Source organism: Microvirga calopogonii (genome assembly GCF_003347665.1).
In the GTDB taxonomy this organism is placed as follows: domain Bacteria; phylum Pseudomonadota; class Alphaproteobacteria; order Rhizobiales; family Beijerinckiaceae; genus Microvirga; species Microvirga calopogonii.
The window spans coordinates 22766-43443 of sequence record NZ_QDGA01000027.1; the positions used below are offsets into that span (position 1 = coordinate 22766).

General features: G+C 65.0%; 16 protein-coding genes. 8 read left to right on the top strand and 8 right to left on the bottom strand.

Annotated elements, in window-relative coordinates:
• The first annotated feature begins 29 nt into the window (after positions 1-29).
• Positions 30-1091: a ferrochelatase gene (gene hemH / locus DDF70_RS19140; protein WP_114946445.1), complete on the top strand. Its 1062-nt coding sequence runs from the start codon at positions 30-32 to the stop codon at positions 1089-1091.
• Here hemH and DDF70_RS19145 read toward each other — a convergent pair whose 3' ends face one another.
• Positions 1092-1808, bottom strand: a complete 717-nt coding sequence (locus tag DDF70_RS19145; protein WP_114946446.1) for an alanyl-tRNA editing protein — start codon at positions 1806-1808, stop codon at positions 1092-1094.
• Between the two features lie 174 nt (positions 1809-1982).
• On the opposite strand from DDF70_RS19145, the gene DDF70_RS19150 reads away from it, so the two are divergent.
• From DDF70_RS19150 to DDF70_RS19160, 3 genes are all read left to right on the top strand, one after another.
• Positions 1983-2966: an SPFH domain-containing protein gene (locus DDF70_RS19150; protein WP_114946447.1), complete on the top strand. Its 984-nt coding sequence runs from the start codon at positions 1983-1985 to the stop codon at positions 2964-2966.
• Positions 2963-3412, top strand: a complete 450-nt coding sequence (locus tag DDF70_RS19155; protein WP_114946448.1) for an NfeD family protein — start codon at positions 2963-2965, stop codon at positions 3410-3412. Before DDF70_RS19150 ends, DDF70_RS19155 begins: the two co-directional genes overlap by 4 nt.
• A gap of 123 nt (positions 3413-3535) precedes the next feature.
• A complete protein-coding gene (locus DDF70_RS19160; RefSeq protein ID WP_162820501.1) occupies positions 3536-4117 on the top strand; it encodes a calcium-binding protein in 582 nt (193 codons plus the stop codon).
• A 50-nt stretch (positions 4118-4167) separates the two neighbouring features.
• On the opposite strand, the gene DDF70_RS19165 is transcribed toward DDF70_RS19160, so the two are convergent.
• Both DDF70_RS19165 and galU read right to left on the bottom strand, forming a co-directional pair.
• Positions 4168-5163, bottom strand: a complete 996-nt coding sequence (locus DDF70_RS19165) for a KpsF/GutQ family sugar-phosphate isomerase (protein WP_114946450.1) — start codon at positions 5161-5163, stop codon at positions 4168-4170.
• 49 nt (positions 5164-5212) lie between these two features.
• On the bottom strand, positions 5213-6079 hold the full coding sequence (gene galU / locus DDF70_RS19170; RefSeq protein ID WP_114946451.1) for a UTP--glucose-1-phosphate uridylyltransferase GalU: 867 nt from the start codon (positions 6077-6079) through the stop codon (positions 5213-5215).
• Positions 6080-6415: 336 nt separating this feature from the next.
• On the opposite strand from galU, the gene DDF70_RS19175 reads away from it, so the two are divergent.
• A complete protein-coding gene (locus DDF70_RS19175) occupies positions 6416-7642 on the top strand; it encodes a lytic murein transglycosylase (protein ID WP_114946452.1) in 1227 nt (408 codons plus the stop codon).
• A gap of 57 nt (positions 7643-7699) precedes the next feature.
• Complete coding sequence (locus DDF70_RS19180; protein WP_114946453.1) at positions 7700-8950, top strand: SGNH/GDSL hydrolase family protein; 1251 nt, start codon at positions 7700-7702, stop codon at positions 8948-8950.
• A 75-nt stretch (positions 8951-9025) separates the two neighbouring features.
• On the opposite strand, the gene DDF70_RS19185 is transcribed toward DDF70_RS19180, so the two are convergent.
• The 3 genes from DDF70_RS19185 to DDF70_RS19195 all read right to left on the bottom strand — a co-directional run bounded on the left by DDF70_RS19185 (position 9026) and on the right by DDF70_RS19195 (position 16618).
• Complete coding sequence (locus tag DDF70_RS19185; RefSeq protein WP_114946454.1) at positions 9026-10447, bottom strand: glutamate synthase subunit beta; 1422 nt, start codon at positions 10445-10447, stop codon at positions 9026-9028.
• Positions 10448-10465: 18 nt separating this feature from the next.
• Positions 10466-15184: a glutamate synthase large subunit gene (gltB, locus tag DDF70_RS19190; RefSeq protein ID WP_114946455.1), complete on the bottom strand. Its 4719-nt coding sequence runs from the start codon at positions 15182-15184 to the stop codon at positions 10466-10468.
• A 537-nt stretch (positions 15185-15721) separates the two neighbouring features.
• Complete coding sequence (locus tag DDF70_RS19195) at positions 15722-16618, bottom strand: dienelactone hydrolase family protein (protein ID WP_114946456.1); 897 nt, start codon at positions 16616-16618, stop codon at positions 15722-15724.
• A 160-nt stretch (positions 16619-16778) separates the two neighbouring features.
• Between DDF70_RS19195 and DDF70_RS19200 the strand changes: the two genes are divergently transcribed.
• Positions 16779-17855, top strand: a complete 1077-nt coding sequence (locus tag DDF70_RS19200; RefSeq protein ID WP_114946457.1) for a threonine aldolase family protein — start codon at positions 16779-16781, stop codon at positions 17853-17855.
• A gap of 306 nt (positions 17856-18161) precedes the next feature.
• Here DDF70_RS19200 and DDF70_RS19205 read toward each other — a convergent pair whose 3' ends face one another.
• Complete coding sequence (locus tag DDF70_RS19205) at positions 18162-18620, bottom strand: Hsp20 family protein (RefSeq protein ID WP_114946458.1); 459 nt, start codon at positions 18618-18620, stop codon at positions 18162-18164.
• Between the two features lie 187 nt (positions 18621-18807).
• Here DDF70_RS19205 and DDF70_RS19210 point away from each other — a divergent pair, with 187 nt between their 5' ends.
• Positions 18808-19869: an alpha/beta fold hydrolase gene (locus DDF70_RS19210; RefSeq protein WP_114946459.1), complete on the top strand. Its 1062-nt coding sequence runs from the start codon at positions 18808-18810 to the stop codon at positions 19867-19869.
• Here DDF70_RS19210 and hisN read toward each other — a convergent pair.
• Positions 19789-20571, bottom strand: a complete 783-nt coding sequence (gene hisN, locus DDF70_RS19215) for a histidinol-phosphatase (protein ID WP_114946460.1) — start codon at positions 20569-20571, stop codon at positions 19789-19791. The genes DDF70_RS19210 and hisN overlap by 81 nt on opposite strands.
• Positions 20572-20678: the final 107 nt, after the last annotated feature.

The window sequence follows — 20678 nt, forward strand, 5'->3', positions numbered from 1 at the left end:
CTCGGATCCTGTGCGCCAAGGGACTTTTCATGAACGAGAGCGTGAGTCTGACCGATCTTCGCCAGGGCGTGCGCCCGGTGGATCATCCGGCTGTTCGGACCGGACGGATCGGGGTGCTTCTTCTGAACCTGGGGACCCCGGAGGGCACCGGCTACTGGCCCATGCGGGCGTATCTGAAGGAATTCCTCTCCGACCGGCGCGTGATCGAAACGCCGCGCCTGCTGTGGTGGCCGATCCTCAACCTGATCATTCTCACCAAGCGCCCTGGCCCCAAGGGCCGCGACTACGCGTCGATCTGGAACAACGAGCGTGATGAAGGCCCGCTCAAGACCATCACCCGCAACCAGGCGGAGAAGGTGGCGGCGCACATCCGAAGCATCGCCGGCGACAAGGTGACGGTCGACTGGGCCATGCGTTACGGCAAGCCCGAAGTGCGGGAGCGCATCCAGGCGCTCCTGGACCAGGGCTGCGACCGGATTCTCCTGGTGCCACTCTATCCGCAATATGCGGCGGCGACCTCGGCCACCGCCTGCGATCAGGCCTTTCGTGCGCTCATGGACATGCGCTGGCAGCCGACAGTCCGCGTCTCGCCGCCCTATCACGACGATCCGGTCTATATCGATGCGGTCGTCGCCTCCATGAAGAAGGAGCTCGCCAAGCTCACCTTCGAGCCGGAGGTGATTCTCGTCTCCTTCCATGGCGTGCCGAAGGAATACCTGCTGAAAGGCGATCCCTATCACTGCCAGTGCGTGAAGACGTGGCGATTGATGCGGGAGGCTTTCGGCTGGTCGCCGGACAAGTTCCGCATGAGCTTCCAATCCCGCTTCGGCAAGGCGGAATGGCTCCAGCCCTACACGGACAAGACAGTCGAGGCCCTGGCCAAGAGCGGCGTGAAGCGCATGGCCATCGTGGCTCCCGGCTTCTCGGCCGATTGCCTGGAGACCCTGGAAGAGCTCAACGGCGAGAACCGCGAGATCTTCATGCATAACGGCGGCGAGGAATTCGCCTATCTGCCCTGCCTTAACGACAGCGACGACGGCATGCGCGTGATCAACCACATCGTGGAGCGCGAGCTTCAGGGGTGGATCTGATCAATCGGCAAAGCCGACGCGGATGCGCCGGTTTTGCTTCCCCTTGTTGTCGACTTTCAGAATCCGAACGGGGCGTGCCTGGCCTGTAGAAACCAGGTGCGTTCCGCCGCAAGCCTGCCGGTCGAGGCCCGTGATCTCCACGATGCGCACCGATCCATCCTCCTGCGGCGGAGGCGAGACGGACTTGCTGCGAAACATCCCCGGCTCTGCCTGGGCTTCCATCCAAGGCATGTAAAAGGTGCGTATCGGCAAATCCCGGTGGATGACGTCGTTCATGGGGCCGTCCAAGGTCCGCAACCAGTCGGGATAGATTCCCGGCATATCGAAATCGACGCGGAAGGTGCCATCCGCCGCCAGTTGCGCGCCCGTCAGCAATGCACCGCCGAAATCCCTGTATACGATGCTGTTGAGCACATGCGCCATCGTGTGAAGCTCGCACATGAGATGGCGAAACTCGGGATCGACTTTGGCCAGCACAGGGCCTTGAACTGCGACGGGTTCGGCAAAGACATGCCAGAGCCCGCGCGGATCGGGCTCAAGTCTCTCGACGTTCAGTGCGCCACCTGACCATTCGAGAATGCCTTTGTCTGCCAATTGCCCCCCGCCGCCTGGAAAGAACGGCGATTGCCCCAGCAAAACCGCTCCGGGCCGCAAGTCGAGGGCCTCTGCTTCAAGCTCGAGGCGATCCGGGTGATCTTGGCAGAAGTATCGCGGCATGGCGTGCCTTCGGGGTGTAGAATAGCAGCCCTATCCAGACCCTCTAGCGCATCGTGCGGACCCGGAGGGCCGCGTCAGCGAAAAGTGGACCGGGCTTTCCACTTTGATGCTCTAGGAGTTTTTGCTCCTATCGGATAGCCTGTCGCGATCGCAACTCCGTTGCCCGGAGGGCTTATGCCGCTGAGTGGTTTCGATATCTTCGTCATCGTTCTGGTGCTCGTCGTCGTGGTGACGATCGCCATGGGCATTCGGACGGTCCCTCAGGGTTATGCCTATACGGTCGAGCGGTTCGGGCGCTATTCGCGCACGCTGACGCCGGGGCTCGGTCTGATCGTGCCCTATATCGATCAGATCGGGAAAAAGGTGAACGTCATGGAGCAGGTGCTCGACGTTCCGAGCCAGGAGGCCTTTACCCGCGACAATGCGGGCGTCACCATCGACGCCGTCGCCTTCTTCCAGGTGCTCGATGCGGCCCGCGCCTCCTACGAGGTGTCCGATCTGCATCAGGCCCTGCTGGTGCTGACCATGACCAATATCCGCACCGTCGTCGGCTCCATGGATCTCGACCAATTGCTCTCCCATCGCGACGAGATCAACGAACGCCTTTTGAAGGTCGTGGATGCTGCGGCTTCACCCTGGGGAGCCAAGGTCACCCGTGTCGAGATCAAGGATATCATCCCGCCGCAGGATCTCGCCGGCGCCATGGCGCGGCAGATGAAGGCCGAACGCGAGAAGCGCGCCGCCGTTCTCGAGGCGGAAGGAATGCGCCAATCCGAGATCCTGCGCGCCGAAGGCCAGAAACAGGCGCAGATCCTGGCTGCCGAAGGGCGCAAGGAAGCGGCGTTCCGCGACGCGGAAGCGCGGGAGCGGCAGGCGGAAGCCGAGGCCAGGGCCACAGGCATGGTCAGCGATGCCATCACGCGCGGCGATCTCAACGCGGCCAACTTCATCGTGGCGGAGAAATACATCGATGCGATCCGGGCGCTCGCTTCGGCGCCGAACCAGAAGGTTGTGATCGTCCCCATCGAGGCGGCGGGCTTGGCCGGGACCCTGGGCGGCATCGCGGAACTGACCAAATCGGTCTTCGGCGAGGGTGGGGCGAGCGCCAGGCCCGCCCGCAGCGTTCCCACGGTTCCCGGCGGGGGTGAGCGCTCATGATCGCCGACGCGTTCATCGGATTGGGCGCATGGGCCTGGATCATCCTGGGCGTCGTCCTGATCGGCGTCGAGCTTCTCGCGCCGGGCTCGTTCTTCCTCTGGCTCGGCCTCGCCGCCATCGTCACCGGGATGTTCGATGCCCTCCTCGGCCTGTCCTGGCAGGCTGCGGCGCTTCTCTTCGCGCTGCTCGCGGTCGGAGCGGTGATCCTGGGCCGCTACGTCACCCGTTCGAAGACGCAGCCGGACACGGAGGCCGCGCCGCTCAACCAGCGCGGCCAATCCCTCGTCGGGCGGGTCTTCACCCTGGAAACGCCGATCAAGGACGGCGAAGGCCGCATCCGGGTCGACGACAGCTCCTGGCGCGTGACGGGCGCCGACCGGTTCGCCGGAGCCAAGGTGCGCGTGGTGCGGGTCGAGGGGTCGACGCTCGTGGTCGATGATCCTTGAGCTAAGGCAACCTGAATGAGCTGTGCTTGCATCACGGTTATATAACTATATAACGTGTATTTACCTACCGCTGACTCGCCGGCAGGTAGCAAAATCTTCCACGCAGCAGCGGAATAAAGAACGATGACGGTTATAATAAACAGTCCCCGGTTCACCAATGAAGGGACGATCTATGGTGGCTTGACCATGGGGGACGGGAATAATTACCTCGACACGCGGAAGGGTACCATCTCCGGCAGGATCAACATGCTTGGCGGGAACGATACCTTCCTCGGTGGGAAACGATCCGAATACATCGATGGCGGTGATGGAAACGACACTCTGTCAGGTGGGTTGAGTAACGACACCTTGATCGGAGGTGCCGGGCTCAACACCCTGACAGGGGGAGAGGGCAAGGACAGTTTCGTCTTCGCCGCCACGCCTGCGGCAGGCAACAGAGATATCATTCGCGACTTCAACTCGAATGACGACACGTTCAAGATCAACCAGCTGTTCTTCGCCAACATTGGCGGCAAAGGAAAGCTGGCCAGCGATGCCCTTCATTTCGGGGCTCAGGCTGGGGACGCGGAAGATCGCATCATCTATCATAAGAGCACTGGGAATCTGTACTACGATCCCGATGGGAGCGGGGCTGAGGCGCAGATCCTGATCGCCAAGTTGAGCAACAAGGCGAAACTCGTTCTCAGTGATTTCGTCGTTGTCTGACGCATGCCGGGAAAGTGCAGTCTTCTGCGCTTTCCTCTTTGAGCCCAAAACTACGCCGCCCCGGCCCGCAGCAGATCGAGGTAATGCACCAGGCCGATGGGCCGGTTGTTCTCGACCACGATCAGGGCCGTGATCCGGGAGGCCTCCTCCATCTCGAGCGCAGTCGCCACAAGGGCGTCGGGCGCGATGGTCCGGGGCGTCCGGGTCATGATCGCCGTCACGGGCAGGGTCATGAGATCGGGCTTGAGATTGCGGCGCAGATCGCCGTCGGTGACGATGCCGGCGAGCGTGCCGTCGCCATTCACCACGATCACGGCGCCGAAGCCTTTCCGGCCGATCTCCGCGATGGCCTCATCCATGCGGGCCTCGAGGCCGACGACGGGCAGACGCTCGTCCTTGTGCATGATGTCGCGCACGAGCTTGAGGCGCGCGCCGAGCTTCCCGCCTGGATGGAAGACCCTAAAGTGCTCCGCCGTGAAGCCGCGCCTCTCCAGCAGGGCGACGGCCAGGGCATCGCCGAGCGCGAGCTGGATCGTGGTCGAGGTGGTCGGCGCCAGCCCGTTCGGGCAGGCTTCCTTGGCCTTCGGCAGGGTCAGGCAGATATCCGCGGCACGGCCGAGGGTCGATTCCGCGTTCGAGGTCAGGGCCACCAGCGGCACCCGGAAGCGCCGGGAATAGCCGATGATGTCGGCGAGTTCTGCCGTCTCCCCCGACCAGGACAGGGCGATGATCACGTCGTCGGTCTGGATCATGCCCAGGTCGCCGTGGCTCGCTTCCGCAGGATGGACGTAATGCGCGGGCGTGCCGGTGGACGCGAAGGTGGCGGTGATCTTGCGGCCCACATGGCCGGACTTGCCCATGCCGGTGACGATGACCCGGCCCTTGGCGGCAGCCAGCGTCTCGACCGCGGCGGTGAAATGGGGGCCGAGGCCGTTGCCGATGGCGTCCATCAGGATCGTCAGGCCGTCCCGCTCGGCTTCGAGCGTACGCAGGGCGGAGGCAATGGCCGGATCGGCCGAAAGGGAAGCTGGCTTTGCAAGCGTCATGGCCGCCCTCTAGCACAGAGAGGCGGCCATGAGGAACCCTTCAGCTTGCTTACTTCTGCCGCAGCAGGGCCTCGAGTTCCCGGCGGAAATCGGCGGAAAGCTCCTCGCGCTCCAGCGCATAGGCCACGTTGGCCATGAGGAAGCCGATCTTGGAGCCCGTATCGTAGGTCCTGCCCTCATACTTCATGCCGAAGAACTGTTGGCTCTTCATCAGGCGGATCATGGAATCCGTGAGCTGGATCTCGTTGCCGGCGCCGCGCTCCTGGGTGGAGAGCAGGTCGAAGATCTCAGGCTGCAGGATGTATCGGCCGGAGATGATGTAGTTCGAAGGCGCGGTGCCCTTCGGGGGCTTTTCCACCATGCCGGTGATCTCGAAGGTCTGGCCGAATTCCTGGCCGACCGAGACGATGCCGTACTGGTGCGTCTGGTCCTCCGGCACCTCCTCGACGGCGATGATGTTGCCGCCGTGTTTGTCGTAGGCGGCGATCATCTGTTCCATGGAGCCGCGGCTGAGCATGTCGGGCAGGATCACGGCGAAGGGCTCGTCGCCCACGAGTTCACGGGCGCACCAGACCGCGTGGCCGAGGCCGAGCGGCTCCTGCTGGCGGGTGAAGCTCGTCTGGCCGGCCTGGGGCTGGTCCCGGGCGAGAAGCTCCAGCTCCTTGGTCTTGTTGCGGCTTTCCAGGGTGCGGTTCAGCTCGTAGGCGATGTCGAAATGGTCCTCGATCACGGCCTTGTTGCGGCCGGTGACGAAGATGAAATGCTCGATACCGGCCGCGCGCGCCTCATCCACCACATGCTGAACGACCGGGCGGTCGACGACGCAGAGCATCTCCTTGGGAACGGCCTTGGTGGCAGGCAGGAACCGGGTGCCGAGACCGGCGACGGGAAGGACTGCTTTGCGAATTCGCTTCATTGATCGGGCCATGATTGAGCATCAAGAGGGAGGGGTAATCTAAGTCAGGACCGGGAAAAGGGAACCGATAACTGTCAAGCTTCGGCGCCTGCCAACGTGGCGGCGCTTCCGATGTTCCATCCTTGCGCTGCCTCATTGCAGCTCCCGACCTGAATTGGAGCTGAAGCTTTATGGTTAAGCCGCCGATATGGGCGATTTCGAGGAGAGGATCGGTCGGGCCAAGCCAGGACGGCGCATAAGGACGCACTATCAGGAAGGAGAGCTATCAACCGGCTGTTAACCTGCTTAGTGTCGCATGGACGGGACAGATCTGTCCTGTTTCCGCGAGCGACTCCCATGCGCCAGCCGCTTCCCATCGTGCGCCGACTCTCCGGCGCGCTCCTTCTCGGTCTGAGCCTCACCGTCGGTGCAGGCGGTGGCGTTTCGCCCGTGCAGGCGCAGGAAAGCTCTCAAGCCGGGTTCCAGCGCTTCGTGCAGGGCCTGTGGCCCGCCGCCAAGGCGCGGGGTGTGTCGCGCGCGACGTTCGAGGAGGCGTTCCGCGGCGTCGAGCCCGACGCCAAGATCATTGCGCTCACGAAAAAGCAGTCAGAATTCGTCCGCCCGATCTGGGACTACATCAACGGAGCCATCTCGGCCCAGCGCCTGAAGCGCGGCCAGGACATGGCCGCCGAATGGTCGAAGACGCTCGCCGCCGTCGAGCGGACCTATGGGGTTCCGCGATCCGTGGTGCTCGGCGTCTGGGGCATGGAAACCAATTTCGGCAGCTTCACCGGCTCGATCTATACAGTCCAGGCGCTGTCGACCCTGGCCTATACCGGTTATCGGGACGACTTCTTCCGCGAGGAGCTGCTCACGGCGCTCCAGATCCTGGAAGGCGAGCATATCGACCGCTCCAAGATGCTGGGGTCCTGGGCCGGCGCCATGGGCCAGACCCAGTTCATGCCGTCGAGCTTCATGAAATACGCCGTTGACGGCAACAGGGACGGGGTCAGGGACATCTGGTCCTCCGTGCCCGATGCCCTGGCGTCCACCGCCAATTACCTGCGCCGGCACGGCTGGCAGCCCGGTCTGCCCTGGGGCTTCGAGGTGGCCCTCCCGCGCGGCTTCGACTATCGGCATCTCAAGCAGGACTTCGCCCGCTGGCAGGCCGTGGGCGTGCGGCGCGCGGACGGAAAGGCGATGCCCCGTTCCGGCGAGGCCACCCTGTTCCTTCCCGGTGGCGCGGGTGGGCCGGCCTTCCTGGTGACTCGCAACTACGACGTGATCAAGGCCTACAACTCCTCGGATGCCTACGCCATGGGCGTCGCCCATCTCGGCGACCGGCTCCTGGGCGGCTTGCCGATCCAGGGCGCATGGCCCAAGGACCAGCCCTTGCTGAGCAAGGATCACAGCCAGGAATTGCAGGAGCGTCTCGCCCGTCTCGGGCTCTACGAAGGCGATACGGACGGCAAGCTCGGCTCCAAGACCCGGGAGGCCGTGCGGAACTTCCAGCTGCGCCGTGGCTTGATCCCAGATGGATATGCCGATTATGCGGTCCTGCGCGAACTGCGCACGACCCGCTGACGGAGCTCCCGTAAGGCTCTATACTCAAGGCTGGTCCGGACAGAAGTGGAACCGCCGATGTCGTTAGCGCCGATTCTTCGCCCTCTGACCCTGACCCTGCTGCTTGCCGTCGGCGCGAGCAGCGCGGCCCTGGCCCAGTCCGGCTATTACCAGCCGCAGGGCCAGCGCGACCTCAGAGCCTATCCACCCGGCTATTATCCCGGGAAGCTCGTCCAGCCTGCGCAGCCCCAACAGCAACAGGGCTTCAGTCTCCGGCGCTTCTTCGGGGTGCCGGACGAGCCCCCTCCGCCGGCCCGCACGCCCGTGGCGCGTCCTCGCAAACCGGCTGCGCCCGCGGCAGCCGTGGCCAAGCAGGAAAAGCCCAAGGTCGATCCGAGTACCTTTGTGGTGGTGTTCGGAGACGCCTTGGCCGGCTATGCCCGCCAGGGGCTCGAGGCGCATTTCGCCGAGAACCAGGACGTGGCGGTGGTGCCGAAGGTCAGGGATACGGGGCTGGTTCGCACCGACCCGGCCGATTGGCCTAACTTCATCAAGTCGACCCTCGACGAGGGCCAGAAGACGAGCGTCGCCGTGGTGATGCTGGGGACGAGCGACCGGCAGGCGATCAAGGACGGAGACGACACCGTCGAGCCCCTGTCCGACCGGTGGAAGGAGCTCTACCGCCAACGGGTCGATGCGATCGTGAACACGTTCAAGGAGCGTGGGATTCCTCTGGTGTGGATCGGCCTGCCGCCGATGAAGAACAGCAAGGCGTCCGAGGACCTGGTCGTGATCAACGAGATCTACCGGGACAGCGTCCAGCGCGGCGGCGGCACCTATGTGGATATCTGGCCGGGTTTCGTGGACGACGAAAACCAGTACACGGCCGATGGGCCCGATGTGGATGGCGAGCCCGCCAAGCTGCGCACCAACGAGGGCGTGTTCTTCACGCGCGCCGGCGCCCGTAAGGTCGCCTTCTTCGCCGACACGGAGATCAAGCGGATCCTGGGCAAGGGTGGCACGGCAGTGGCAGCTCCTGCCAATCCGACTGGCATCACGCCTGCCGATGGATCGGCCGCGCCCTCGATCGAGGCGGCAATCCCGGCGCCGCCGGATGCCGCCGCACCGGTCTCCCTGCCGTCGAAGCCGCTGGTCGGCCCGGTCCTCCCCCTGACCCGTCAGGACGTGACCCCGGGCGGAACCCTGGTCTCGGCCCCGCCGAAGCTGACCGGCGACAACGCCTATACGGTGCAGCGCGCCCTGAGGGTCGGCATCGCCCCAGGCTCACGGCCGGGACGGGCGGATGATTTCCGGTGGCCAAATAACTGAAGGCATCCAGACAATAAAAAAAGCGGCGGCTCATTCCGGAAATGGGCCGCCGCTTCCGTTTCGGAAAATGGATCGTCAGACCGGCAGGTCGCTCTCGCCCATCAGGAAGGTGTCGATGGAGCGGGCGGCCTGGCGGCCTTCGCGGATGGCCCAGACCACCAGCGACTGGCCCCGGCGCATGTCGCCGGCCACGAAGACCTTCTCGCTCGACGTGCGGTAGCTCTTGTCGTCCGCCACCACGTTGCCGCGACGGTCGATCGTGACGCCGGATTCGTCCAGCAGGCCTTCCTTCACCGAACCGGCGAAGCCGATGGCGATGAAGACGAGGTCGGCCTTGAGGATGAACTCGGTGCCGGGAACGGGCTGGCGCTTCTCGTCGACGCGAGCGCATTGCACGCCGGTGGCCTGGCCCTTCTTCCCGACGATGCCGAGCGTCGCAGCCTGGAACTCACGCTCCGCGCCTTCGGCCTGGGAGGACGAGGTGCGCATCTTCGTCGGCCAATAAGGCCATACGGTCAGCTTGTCCTCGCGCTCCGGCGGACGCGGGCGAATGTCGAGCTGCGTCACGGAGAGGGCGCCCTGGCGGAACGCGGTGCCGACGCAGTCGGAAGCCGTGTCGCCGCCGCCGATGACGACCACGTGCTTACCGGCCGCGAGGATCGGCTCGACCGTCACCGCCTCGCCGCCCACGCGCTGGTTCGACTGGGTGAGATAGGGCATCGCGTAATGGACGCCCTTGAGTTCCTGGCCCGGCAGGTTCGGGTTGCGCGGATCCTCCGCGCCTCCGGCGAACAGCACAGCGTCGAACTCGTTGTGCAGCGACGCGAAGCTCTTGTCGACGCCGATATTCACGCCGCAATGGAAGATCACGCCTTCCGCTTCCATCTGCTTCACGCGGCGGTCGATGTGGTACTTCTCCATCTTGAAGTCCGGGATGCCGTAGCGCAGCAGGCCGCCGGGCTTGGCCTGGCGCTCGAACACATGCACCTCATGCCCCGCGCGGGCGAGCTGCTGGGCCGCCGCCATGCCGGCGGGGCCCGAGCCGATCACAGCCACGCGCTTGCCCGTGGAGAAGCCCGCGGGCTCCGGCTTCACGAAGCCCATCTCCCACGCCTTGTCGGCGATGGCCTGCTCGATGGTCTTGATGGTCACCGGCTGGTTTTCGAGGTTGAGCGTACAGGCTTCCTCGCACGGGGCCGGACAGATGCGGCCCGTGAACTCGGGGAAGTTGTTGGTGGTGTGGAGGTTGCGCGCAGCCTCTTCCCAATCGTCGGACCAGACCAGATCGTTCCAGTCGGGAATCTGGTTGTGCACCGGACAGCCCGTCGGCCCGTGGCAGAAGGGGATGCCGCAATCCATGCAGCGTCCCGCCTGCTTCTTCAGGTCGTTGTCGTCGAGCGGCAGCGTGAACTCCCGGAAGTGGCGCACGCGTTCCCCGGCGAGCTGATACTTCTGCTCCTGCCGGTCGTATTCGAGAAAGCCTGTGACCTTGCCCATCGGTTTGCCCCTTAATCCTTATTCCGCCGCCTGCAGGTTCCGGAGGCGATCCATCTCCTGGAGCGCGCGGCGGTACTCGACCGGCATGACCTTCACGAACTTGGTGCGGTAGGTCGTCCAGTTGTCGAGGATCTCCTTGGCGCGCGTCGAGCCCGTGTAGGTGTGGTGGTTGGTGATGAGCTGCATCAGGCGCTCTTCATCGGGGCCAGACATGTTGGCCATGATGTCGATGCGGCCCTTGGTCTCCAGGTCGCCGCCGTGATGGTGGAGGCGGCGCATCAGGTCCTCCTCCTCCTCGACGGGCTCGAGATCGACCATGGACAGGTTGCAGCGCTTCCCGAACGTGCCGTCCTCGTCGAGCACATAGGCGATGCCGCCCGACATGCCCGCCGCGAAGTTGCGGCCGGTCTGACCGAGCACGACCACGAGGCCGCCGGTCATGTATTCGCAGCCGTGATCGCCGGTTCCTTCCACCACCGCGATGGCGCCCGAGTTGCGAACGGCGAACCGCTCGCCGGCGACGCCGCGGAAATACGCCTCGCCGGCAATCGCGCCGTACATCACCGTGTTGCCGACCACGATGGAGTTCTCGGGCAGAGCCTTCGAGTTCGGCGACGGCGCGATGATGATCTTGCCGCCCGACAGGCCCTTGCCGACATAGTCGTTGGCCTCGCCTTCCAGGTTGAGCGTCACGCCCGCGGCAAGCCACGCGCCGAAGCTCTGGCCCGCCACGCCCTTCAGCTTCACGGTGATCGTGTCGTCGGGCAGGCCCTCGTGGCCGTAGCGCTTTGCCACCTCGCCGGAGAGCATGGCGCCCACCGTCCGGTCGGAGCTGCGCACCCGCGACTCGATGACGACCGCCTCGCCGTTTTCCAGCGCGGGGCCAGCCTGCGCGATGAACTCGCGGTCGAGCACATGGGCGATGGGATGAACCTGACGCTCCTGGTGACGGATCGAGACGCTTGCAGGCACCTCCGGCTTGTGGAAGAGCTTCGTGAAGTCGAGGCCCTTCGCCTTCCAGTGGTCGATGGCGGCATTCTTGTCGAGCAGATCGGACTGGCCGATCATTTCGTCGATGGAGGTGAAGCCCATCTCGGCCATCAGCTCGCGCACTTCCTCGGCGACGAAGAAGAAGTAGTTGATGACGTGCTCGGGCAGGCCCTTGAAGCGCTTGCGCAGCACGGGGTCCTGCGTGGCGACGCCGACCGGGCAGGTGTTGAGATGGCACTTGCGCATCATGATGCAGCCGGCCGCGATCAGCGGTGCGGTCGAGAAGCCGAATTCGTCGGCCCCGAGCAGAGCCGCGATCACCACGTCGCGTCCCGTGCGCAGGCCGCCGTCCGCCTGCAGGGCCACGCGGCCGCGCAGTCGGTTGAGCACGAGGGTCTGCTGGGTCTCGGCGAGGCCGATCTCCCAGGGCGAGCCCGCATGCTTGAGCGAGGTGAGGGGAGACGCGCCCGTGCCGCCTTCGAAGCCCGAGATCGTGATGTGGTCGGCGCGCGCCTTGGCGACGCCGGCCGCCACCGTGCCGACGCCCACTTCCGCGACGAGCTTCACGGAGACATCCGCCGAGGGGTTCACGTTCTTCAGGTCGAAGATCAGCTGCGCCAGATCCTCGATGGAGTAGATGTCGTGGTGCGGCGGCGGCGAGATGAGGCCGACGCCGGGCGTGGAGTGGCGAACGCGGGCGATCTTCACGTCCACCTTGTGGCCGGGCAGCTGGCCGCCTTCGCCGGGCTTGGCGCCCTGCGCCACCTTGATCTGCATCATGTCGGCATTGACGAGATATTCCGTCGTCACGCCAAAGCGGCCGGAGGCCACCTGCTTGATGGCGGAGCGCTTGGACCGTCCGTCGGAGAGCGGGCGGAAGCGCTCCGGCTCCTCGCCGCCTTCGCCGGTGTTCGACTTGCCGCCGATGGCGTTCATGGCGAGCGCCAGCGTCTCGTGCGCTTCCTTCGAGATCGATCCGAAGGACATGGCGCCGGTGGAGAAGCGCTTCACGATCTCCTGGGCCGGTTCCACGTCGCTCAAGTCGACGGGCGCACGTCCCGTCTCGCCCGCTTTTCTGATGCGGAAGAGACCGCGAATGGTCTTCAGCTCGTTGTCCTGCTCGTTCACGAGGCGGGCATATTCGCGGTAGCGGTCCTGCGCGTTGAGGCGCACGGCATGCTGCAGCGTCGCGACGGTGTCCGGGTTCCAGGCGTGAACTTCGCCGCGCTGGCGATAGGCGTATTCGCCGCCCACATCGAGCGCGTCGCGGTAGATCGGCGCGTCGCCGAAGGCGTCGCGGTGGCGGCGCACGTTCTCTTCCGCCACCTCGTCCATGCCGATGCCTTCGATGGTGGTCGCCGTGCCGAAGAAGTCGCGGGACACGAAGTCGGACCTGAGGCCGACTGCATCGAAGATCTGCGCGCCGCAATAGGACTGGTAGGTGGAGATGCCCATCTTGGACATCACCTTGAGCAGGCCCTTGCCGATGGACTTGATGTAGCGCTTGATTGCCTCGTCGGCGTCCACCTCTTCCGGCAGTTCGCCGTTCTCGAGCATGTGGGCGATGGTCTCGAAGGCGAGATACGGATTGATCGCTTCCGCGCCGTAGCCGGCCAGACAGGCGAAGTGATGGATCTCGCGCGGTTCGCCGGATTCGAGCACGAGGCCGACCGACGTGCGCAGGCCCTTGCGGATCAGGTAGTTGTGCACGGCCGCCGTGGCCAGCAGCGCCGGGATCGGGATGCGGTCCGGGCCGACCATGCGGTCGGACAGGATGATGATGTTGTAGCCGCCGTGCACGGCCGCTTCCGCGCGGTCGCAGAGGCGGTCGAGAGCGCCGTCGAGGGCCGCCGCGCCGAGTTCCGCGTCATAGGTGATGTCGAGCGTCTTCGTGTCGAAGCGGTCCTCGAAATGGCCGATGCAGCGGATCTTCTCCAGATCCTCGTTGGTGAGGATCGGCTGGCGCACCTCGAGGCGCTTGCGGCGCGAGGTGCCCTCCAAGTCCAGGATGTTCGGGCGTGGACCGATGAACGACACGAGGCTCATGACGAGCTCCTCGCGGATCGGATCGACCGGCGGGTTCGTCACCTGGGCGAAGTTCTGCTTGAAATAGGTGTAGAGCAGCTTCGCCTTGTCGGAGAGCGCGGAGATCGGCGTGTCCGACCCCATGGAGCCGACGGCCTCCTGGCCGGTCACGGCCATCGGCTGCATGAGGAGCTTGAGGTCTTCCGCCGTGTAGCCGAAGGCCTGCTGGCGGTCGAGGAGCGACACGTCCGTGCGCGACTCGCGCGCCTGCACGGGCTTCAAATCCTCCAGCACGATCTGGGTGCGCTTCAGCCACTCCTTGTAGGGATGAGCATTGGAGAGCTGCTGCTTGATCTCGTCGTCGGAGACGATGCGGCCTTCTTCCAGGTCGATGAGGAGCATCTTGCCCGGCTGCAGGCGCCACTTCTCGACGATCTTCTCCTCCGGGATCGGCAGAACACCCATCTCGGAAGCGAGCACCACGAGCCCGTCATCGGTCACGAGGTAGCGCGCGGGACGAAGGCCGTTGCGGTCGAGCGTCGCGCCGATCTGCTTGCCGTCGGTGAAGCACACGGCGGCCGGGCCGTCCCACGGCTCCATGAGGGCTGCGTGATACTCGTAGAACGCGCGGCGGTCGTCGTTCATGAGCGGGTTGCCGGCCCAGGCTTCCGGGATCAGCATCATCATGGCATGCGAGAGCGAATAGCCGCCGCGCACCAGGAATTCGAGGGCGTTGTCGAAGCAGGCCGTGTCGGACTGGCCTTCATAAGAGATCGGCCAGAGCTTCGAAATGTCGTTGCCGAAGAGTTCGGAATCGACCGAGGCCTGGCGGGCCGCCATCCAGTTCACGTTGCCGCGCAGCGTGTTGATCTCGCCGTTGTGGGCGACCATGCGGTAGGGATGGGCGAGCTGCCAGGTCGGGAAAGTGTTGGTGGCGAAGCGCTGGTGCACGAGCGCGATGGCGCTCTCGAAACGCTCGTCCTGCAGGTCGAGATAGTAGTCGCGCAGCTGCGTGACCAGCACCATGCCCTTGTAGACGATGGTGCGCGAGGACAGGCTGACCGGATAATAGCCGGCCGTGCGCTCGTCCTTCATGTCGTAGACGGCGTTGGAGATGACCTTGCGGGCGATGAACAGGCGGCGCTCGAAGGTCTCGGCGTCGTCCATGCCCTTGCCCTTGCCGATGAAGATCTGGCGGTGCTGCGGCTCGGTCGCCTTCACGCTCTCGCCGAGATCGCTCGAATCCACCGGCACGTCGCGCCAGCCGAGAACCTGCAGGCCTTCATCCGTGATCGCCTTGGTGACGATCTCCTCGACGAGCTCGAAGCCCTCCGGGTCGCGGGGCATGAACAGGTGGCCGACGCCGTACTGGCCTTCCTCGGGCAGCCAGATGCCGACCTTGGCGCATTCGGCCGCGAAGAACTTGTGCGGGATCTGGACGAGGATGCCGCAGCCGTCGCCCATCTTCGGGTCCGCGCCCACCGCGCCGCGGTGGTCGAGGTTGTGCAGGATGGAGAGACCCTGCTCGACGATCTCGTGCGACTTGCGGTTCTTCATGTCGGCAATGAAGCCGACGCCGCAGGAATCCTGCTCGTTGGAGGGGTCGTAGAGGCCCTGGGCGACCGGCAGGCCCGGATCACGTACCGTTTTGACCGTGTCCGCCATCGTGGCCGTACGGCTCGGTACTTGGGCTTCCAGGCTCTTTGTCGGCTCGTCGCTCATGGCAGATCCTCACATCCGAACGCGTCATCAAATCTTTTTGAGGCGGCTTTTGGGCCTGCCGGATGATCGGATCGTCCGGAATGCCCGCCGCTTCTTCGGGTTTTCGAGGGTTGGGTCCGGCAGGGGAGCCCGCTCCTCGCGGGCATCCTTTGGGCTTGTCGTCAGCCCAGAGTCGCCCGTCCCGCCCACGTTTTGCGGGCGGCTTTCGTGGTATCTCGTTTCGTTCGCGTCAGGCGAAGCATCAAGAAAACCCCAGGGCGAAGGTGAGGCGCGCAGGCACCCCAAAAGGACAGCGATACTGTCCTAATGACGGCAAAGTGCCAGAGTTCGACGCAGCGCACAAGAGGGTTTAGAAATATTTTAGACAAAAGTTACAAGCCGACGATGCCGGGTGTAACAAAAGCAGCATTTCTGCCCTCTGGAACGAAAGTCTCCGCCGATGGGTCAATGACCTTGACATGTTGGCTTTACGTTCCGTCGGATGAGCAGGTTCAACGGCGGAATATCCTGCCGGCGATCTTGACCGGGCCTTCTTGATCAGTGCGAGACGGTATCCAGGGTTCGCCCGAGAAAGTCTCGCGTTCGCTGCAGCGAGTCCGCGGCGGCCTCCCGGTTATATTCGACATGATAGCCGAACATGTCCTGGCCTGCTCCCCATTTGGGTTCGAGAAAACCGTGATGGGCATCGGGAAACACGGCAAGCTCCATCGGCGCGCTGTCGACCGCCGGGTTCCGTGTCAGGTCCTCACACGCGCGGGCCGGGTAGCGCTGATCGCGCTGGCCGATCAGGAGCAGGAGCGGAAATGTCGCCTTGGCGTCGGCCTCGGCACACATGGGATCATAGGTGACGCCGGCCTTGAACGTGAGCTTGTCAGGATTGAAGACCCAGTCGTCAGGCAGAGGCTGGACAAGGGTCAGGACGATCCTCGCACCATCCGCGACACCCAGGACACCGACACGGGTTCTGTCGGCGAAGGGCAGCGTCGCGAGATAGAAGAAGCCACCGTATGAATCGGCGACGCGATCCACGGAACCGGGATCCTTCATGCAGTCCGGCTCGATGCGGCGCGTGGCCCAGCTGTCGACCACAAGGGCCACGTAGCCCCAGGATGCAAGCTGTTGCGGCAACTCTTCCTTGACGTAGGGCGTCAAGCCTGCGCAGCCGGGCAGGACAACCACGGCCGGGAACGGGCCGCTGCCCTCGGGCCTTGCGAGATAACCTTCGAGGTGTTCTCCCGGGGTTGGCTTGGGGTCCTCGCCCCGTGCCCGCGCTCTCTGCTCCATGAGCTTTCCGAGCGGCCGGGAGGCGCTGTTGAATTCGACTTTTTCGATGGCAGGGGCTGTCGCAATGGACGGGGCCGGTGATTGCCCCCAAACAGGGCTCGCGATCAGCAGCCCGGATCCGATCAATGAGACGGCGGCCGATATCCGCATGGCACCCTCCGCGCCAAAGGCGACATCGCGGCGCCGATTATCTCACCCGCAATACTGGTATTCAAGGAAAAGCACGGATACACCGTCCGGCGTCGCCTCCGGTCTTTGACGGGCAAAGGACAAGCAATGTCGTCGAGGCGACACGCCTAAGGATTCATGGATGAATTTCGCCAGCGACAACATCGTGGGAGCCAGCGCTCCCGTTCTTCAGGCCATCGTTCAGGCCAATGCCGGAGCCATGGCGGCTTACGGCAACGACGAGATCTCGCAGCGCGTGAGAGCGCGGTTCAACGCGATCTTCGAGCGCGAGGTCTCGGTCTTCTTCGTCACGACCGGAACGGCCGCCAATGCGCTGGCCCTGTCCTCCGCCGTGCCGCCTTACGGCCTCTGCGTCTGCCACCAGGAAGCTCACATCATCGACGACGAATGCGGAGCGCCGGAATTCTTCATGCACGGGGCCAAGCTCGCAGGGCTGCCGGGTGTGGGCGCCAAGTTGAAGGCCGAGGACGTCGCGGCCTATCTCGGGAGCCTGCCCAAGGCCGTCAAGCAGATGCCGCCCAAGGCGCTGTCGGTCTCGCAGGTGAGCGAAGGCGGCATGGTCTACGGCCTGGATGAGCTTGCCGCCCTCGGGGCGGTCTGCCGCGAGCATGGCCTGTCGTTCCACATGGACGGCGCCCGCTTCGCCAATGCCCTCGTGGCCCTCGGCTGCACGCCGGCCGAGATGACGTGGAAGCAGGGCGTCGACATCCTCTCCTTCGGAGCGACGAAGAACGGCGGCCTCATGGCCGAGGCCATCGTGGTGTTCAAGCCCGAACTGGCGGAGGCGCTCGACTACCGCTCCAAGCGCGCCGGCCAGATCATCTCCAAGGGCCGTCTCGTCGCGGCGCAGTTCGAGGGCTACTTCGCGGACGACCACTGGCTCGACAACGCCCGCCACGCCAATCGCATGGCGGCGCTGCTCTCGGAAGGGCTCGCGGGGCTGCCCGGCGTGCGCCTGGGCTGGCCGGCCCAGGCCAACGAAGTCTTCCCGATCATCCCGAAAGCGCTCGACAAGGCGCTGAAGGCCGCCGGCATCCTCTATCACCCCTGGACGGAGCTGAGCCTGCCGGAGACCGAACGCGTCGCCGATCACGAGGTCTTGATCCGGCTCGTGGCCTCCTGGGCCACCCGGGAAGAGGATGTGCGCAGGCTGCTGGAGATCGCCTCTTCCGAGGTATCGCGCCAGGCGGCCGAGTGACTGCCCTAACCCTGCCGCATTCACCCGCGATTGGTGTCCTCCAGAGACCCTTGACCGACGGGGCCCCCTCCAGCCCCAGCGGGATACCAAGGACCAGGATCCGACAAAACAAAAAGCGCCCCGGCCGAACCGGGGCGCTCTTCTTTTGGGACCTTCGTAATCGAATCCAGGTGCCTCACCCTGAGGAGCGCAGCGTCTCGAAGGGCGAGGCGTCTCCAGAGAACGCTGGAACCTCCTTCGAGACGGTCGCTCCGCGACCTCCTCAGGATGAGGTCGTGCTTCGGGATAAGCTTCTTATTCGGCTGATTACGCAGCCTGCTTGGCTTCGATGGCCTGGGCGCCGTTCGAGGAAATCGGGATGAGCTTCGGCTTCTTGGTCTCCGGAATCTCGCGCACGAGGTCGAGATGGAGCAGGCCGTTCTCGAGGGCCGCACCCGTCACCTGCACGCCGTCGGCCAGCTGGAAGCGCCGGTCGAAGCTGCGCGCGGCAATGCCCTGATGGAGCACGTCGACCTTGCGCTCTTCATTGGGCTTGCGCTCGCCGCGGACGGAGAGGGTGTTTTCCTTGACCTCGATGGTCAGGTCACGGTCGGTGAAGCCGGCGACCGCGATCGAGATGCGATAGGCATTCTCGCCGGTGCGCTCGATATTGTAGGGCGGGTAGCTCGGGGCCGCATCGACGCTGACGAGCTGGTCGAGCATCGAGAAGAGACGGTCGAAGCCGACCGTGTTGCGGTAAAGGGGAGCAAGATCGTACTGTCGCATGGCATATCCTCCGCTTGAAGCGACATGCAGAAAGGGATCCACCAGAAGAGGCTGGATCCGGGTTGATGAACCGCCGTCATGGCCGGCACGATTTCGATGTGGGAGCCGCCCGGTTTGCTTTCAAGAGGGGCGTTCCCTAAGCTCAAAGCGCCCTATAAAAGCGTGAGCTTTCGAGTTGGAAACTCCCGTGGAATTCATCACCACCCCCGACAATCCCGTACCTGGCGAACCCAAGCTGGTGAGCGTCACCACCCGCGACGGCGTTCCGCTCCGGGCCGCCACCTGGATGCCGGAAACCGAGGAGCCTCGGGGGACGGTCTGCATCCTGCAGGGCAGGGCGGAGTTCATCGAGAAATACTTCGAGGTGGTGGGCGAGCTGCTCGACCGGGGCTTCGCGGTCGTCGCCTTCGACTGGCGCGGGCAGGGATTGTCCGGCCGGCAGGTCGGCAATCCCCGCAAGGGCCATGTCCGGCGCTTTTCCGATTTCCGGCACGACCTGGAGACGATCCGCGACCAAATCCTGATGCCGCACATGCCGCAGCCGCATTTCGGCCTCGCCCATTCCATGGGCGGCGCCATCGCGCTCAATGCGGCCTACGAGACTTGGCTGCCCTTCCGCCGTCTCGTGACCACCACGCCGATGATCGCGCTCTGCATCATCAAGCGCACCCGGTCCGTCGCGCTTCTAGCGCGGATCCTGCGGTTCTTCGGAATGGGAACGATGTTCGTGCCCGGCGGCGGCGAGACGTCGATCTCGACCATGCCGTTCAAGGGCAACCGCCTGACGGGCGACCCGGTCCGTTATGCCCGCAATGCTGAGGCGGCCCATGCCATCGGGGCCGGCGCCATCGGGGCGCCGACCGTGGCATGGCTCGACAGCGCCTTCCGCTTCATGAAGCGCTTCGCCGATCCGGCCTATGCGGTGAAGATCCGTCTCCCCACACTCATCGTGGCGGCCGGCGCCGACCCGGTCTGCGCCACTCCGGCCACCGAGCGCTTCGCCGCGCGGCTCAAGGCCGGCTCCGCCATCGTGATACCGGGCGCCAGGCACGAGATCCTGATGGAGCGTGATCCGATCCGCGAGCAGTTCTGGGCCGCTTTCGATGCCTTCATCCCGGGTACTCCCGACCCGGAGGTCGGCGCGAAGCGAAACCTCGCGGCGGCCGGCCTATCGGCTGAGCAGCTCGACGGCGGCGGCGTGGACCCGGCGGTCGCCCGCAGCGACGACGCGCCCGCCATCGGCGGCTGAGCCGCCCTCCCAGGTGGTCACGACGCCGCCCGCGCCCTCGATGATCGGCACCAGCGCGGCGATGTCGTAGGGCTTCAGCCCGGACTCGACCACGAGGTCGATATGGCCGGCGGCCAGCATGCAATAAGCATAGCAATCGCAGCCGTAGCGGGCGAGGCGCGCGACGCTCTCCACCCGGTCATAGGCGCGCAGCTCGTCGCCGGCGAAGAGGCGCGGGCTCGTGGTGGAGATGACCGCGTCCTTCAGGGAGGCGCAGCGGCGCGCCATGAGCTTGCGCTCGCCGCCGGGCCCCCGGTAGGTCGCGCTGCCGCCGTCGCCGAAGAAGCGCTCGCCCGTGAAAGGCTGGTGCATCATGCCGAAGACCGGCTGGCGCTTGTAGGTCAGCCCGATCAAGGTGCCCCAGGTGGGAAGTCCCGCGATGAAGGCCCTGGTTCCGTCGATGGGATCGAGCACCCAGACGTAATCCGCGTCCTCGCGCTCGGCGCCGAATTCCTCCCCGACGATGCCGTGGGTGGGGAAGCTGCGCTTGATGAGGTGACGCATGATCGCCTCGCTCGCCCGGTCCGCCTCCGTCACCGGGTCGAAGGCGCCGCCGCGGGACTTGTCCTCGGTGGCGATGGCGGTGCGGAAGAAGGGCAGGATCGCCTGGCCCGATTGCGTCGCGAGCTCGTTGACGAAATGCGTGAAGTCGATGAGCCCCATGACTTGGCGTATCCCCTAAATGATGAGTGCGGACGGTCTTGGCCCGCCTGCGATCAGCTTTTATCAAGCGTTTGGCGCGCGGCAAGAGAGCGGTCGCGCATCGTGCT

Bases quoted from the DNA above. Each gene is read 5' to 3' on its own strand.
- hemH (WP_114946445.1), top strand. From the start codon at position 30: ATGAACGAGAGCGTGAGTCTGACCGATCTTCGCCAGGGCGTGCGCCCG.
- DDF70_RS19145 (WP_114946446.1), bottom strand. From the start codon at position 1,808: ATGCCGCGATACTTCTGCCAAGATCACCCGGATCGCCTCGAGCTTGAA.
- DDF70_RS19150 (WP_114946447.1), top strand. From the start codon at position 1,983: ATGCCGCTGAGTGGTTTCGATATCTTCGTCATCGTTCTGGTGCTCGTC.
- DDF70_RS19155 (WP_114946448.1), top strand. From the start codon at position 2,963: ATGATCGCCGACGCGTTCATCGGATTGGGCGCATGGGCCTGGATCATC.
- DDF70_RS19160 (WP_162820501.1), top strand. From the start codon at position 3,536: ATGACGGTTATAATAAACAGTCCCCGGTTCACCAATGAAGGGACGATC.
- DDF70_RS19165 (WP_114946450.1), bottom strand. From the start codon at position 5,163: ATGACGCTTGCAAAGCCAGCTTCCCTTTCGGCCGATCCGGCCATTGCC.
- galU (WP_114946451.1), bottom strand. From the start codon at position 6,079: ATGAAGCGAATTCGCAAAGCAGTCCTTCCCGTCGCCGGTCTCGGCACC.
- DDF70_RS19175 (WP_114946452.1), top strand. From the start codon at position 6,416: ATGCGCCAGCCGCTTCCCATCGTGCGCCGACTCTCCGGCGCGCTCCTT.
- DDF70_RS19180 (WP_114946453.1), top strand. From the start codon at position 7,700: ATGTCGTTAGCGCCGATTCTTCGCCCTCTGACCCTGACCCTGCTGCTT.
- DDF70_RS19185 (WP_114946454.1), bottom strand. From the start codon at position 10,447: ATGGGCAAGGTCACAGGCTTTCTCGAATACGACCGGCAGGAGCAGAAG.
- gltB (WP_114946455.1), bottom strand. From the start codon at position 15,184: ATGAGCGACGAGCCGACAAAGAGCCTGGAAGCCCAAGTACCGAGCCGT.
- DDF70_RS19195 (WP_114946456.1), bottom strand. From the start codon at position 16,618: ATGCGGATATCGGCCGCCGTCTCATTGATCGGATCCGGGCTGCTGATC.
- DDF70_RS19200 (WP_114946457.1), top strand. From the start codon at position 16,779: ATGAATTTCGCCAGCGACAACATCGTGGGAGCCAGCGCTCCCGTTCTT.
- DDF70_RS19205 (WP_114946458.1), bottom strand. From the start codon at position 18,620: ATGCGACAGTACGATCTTGCTCCCCTTTACCGCAACACGGTCGGCTTC.
- hisN (WP_114946460.1), bottom strand. From the start codon at position 20,571: ATGGGGCTCATCGACTTCACGCATTTCGTCAACGAGCTCGCGACGCAA.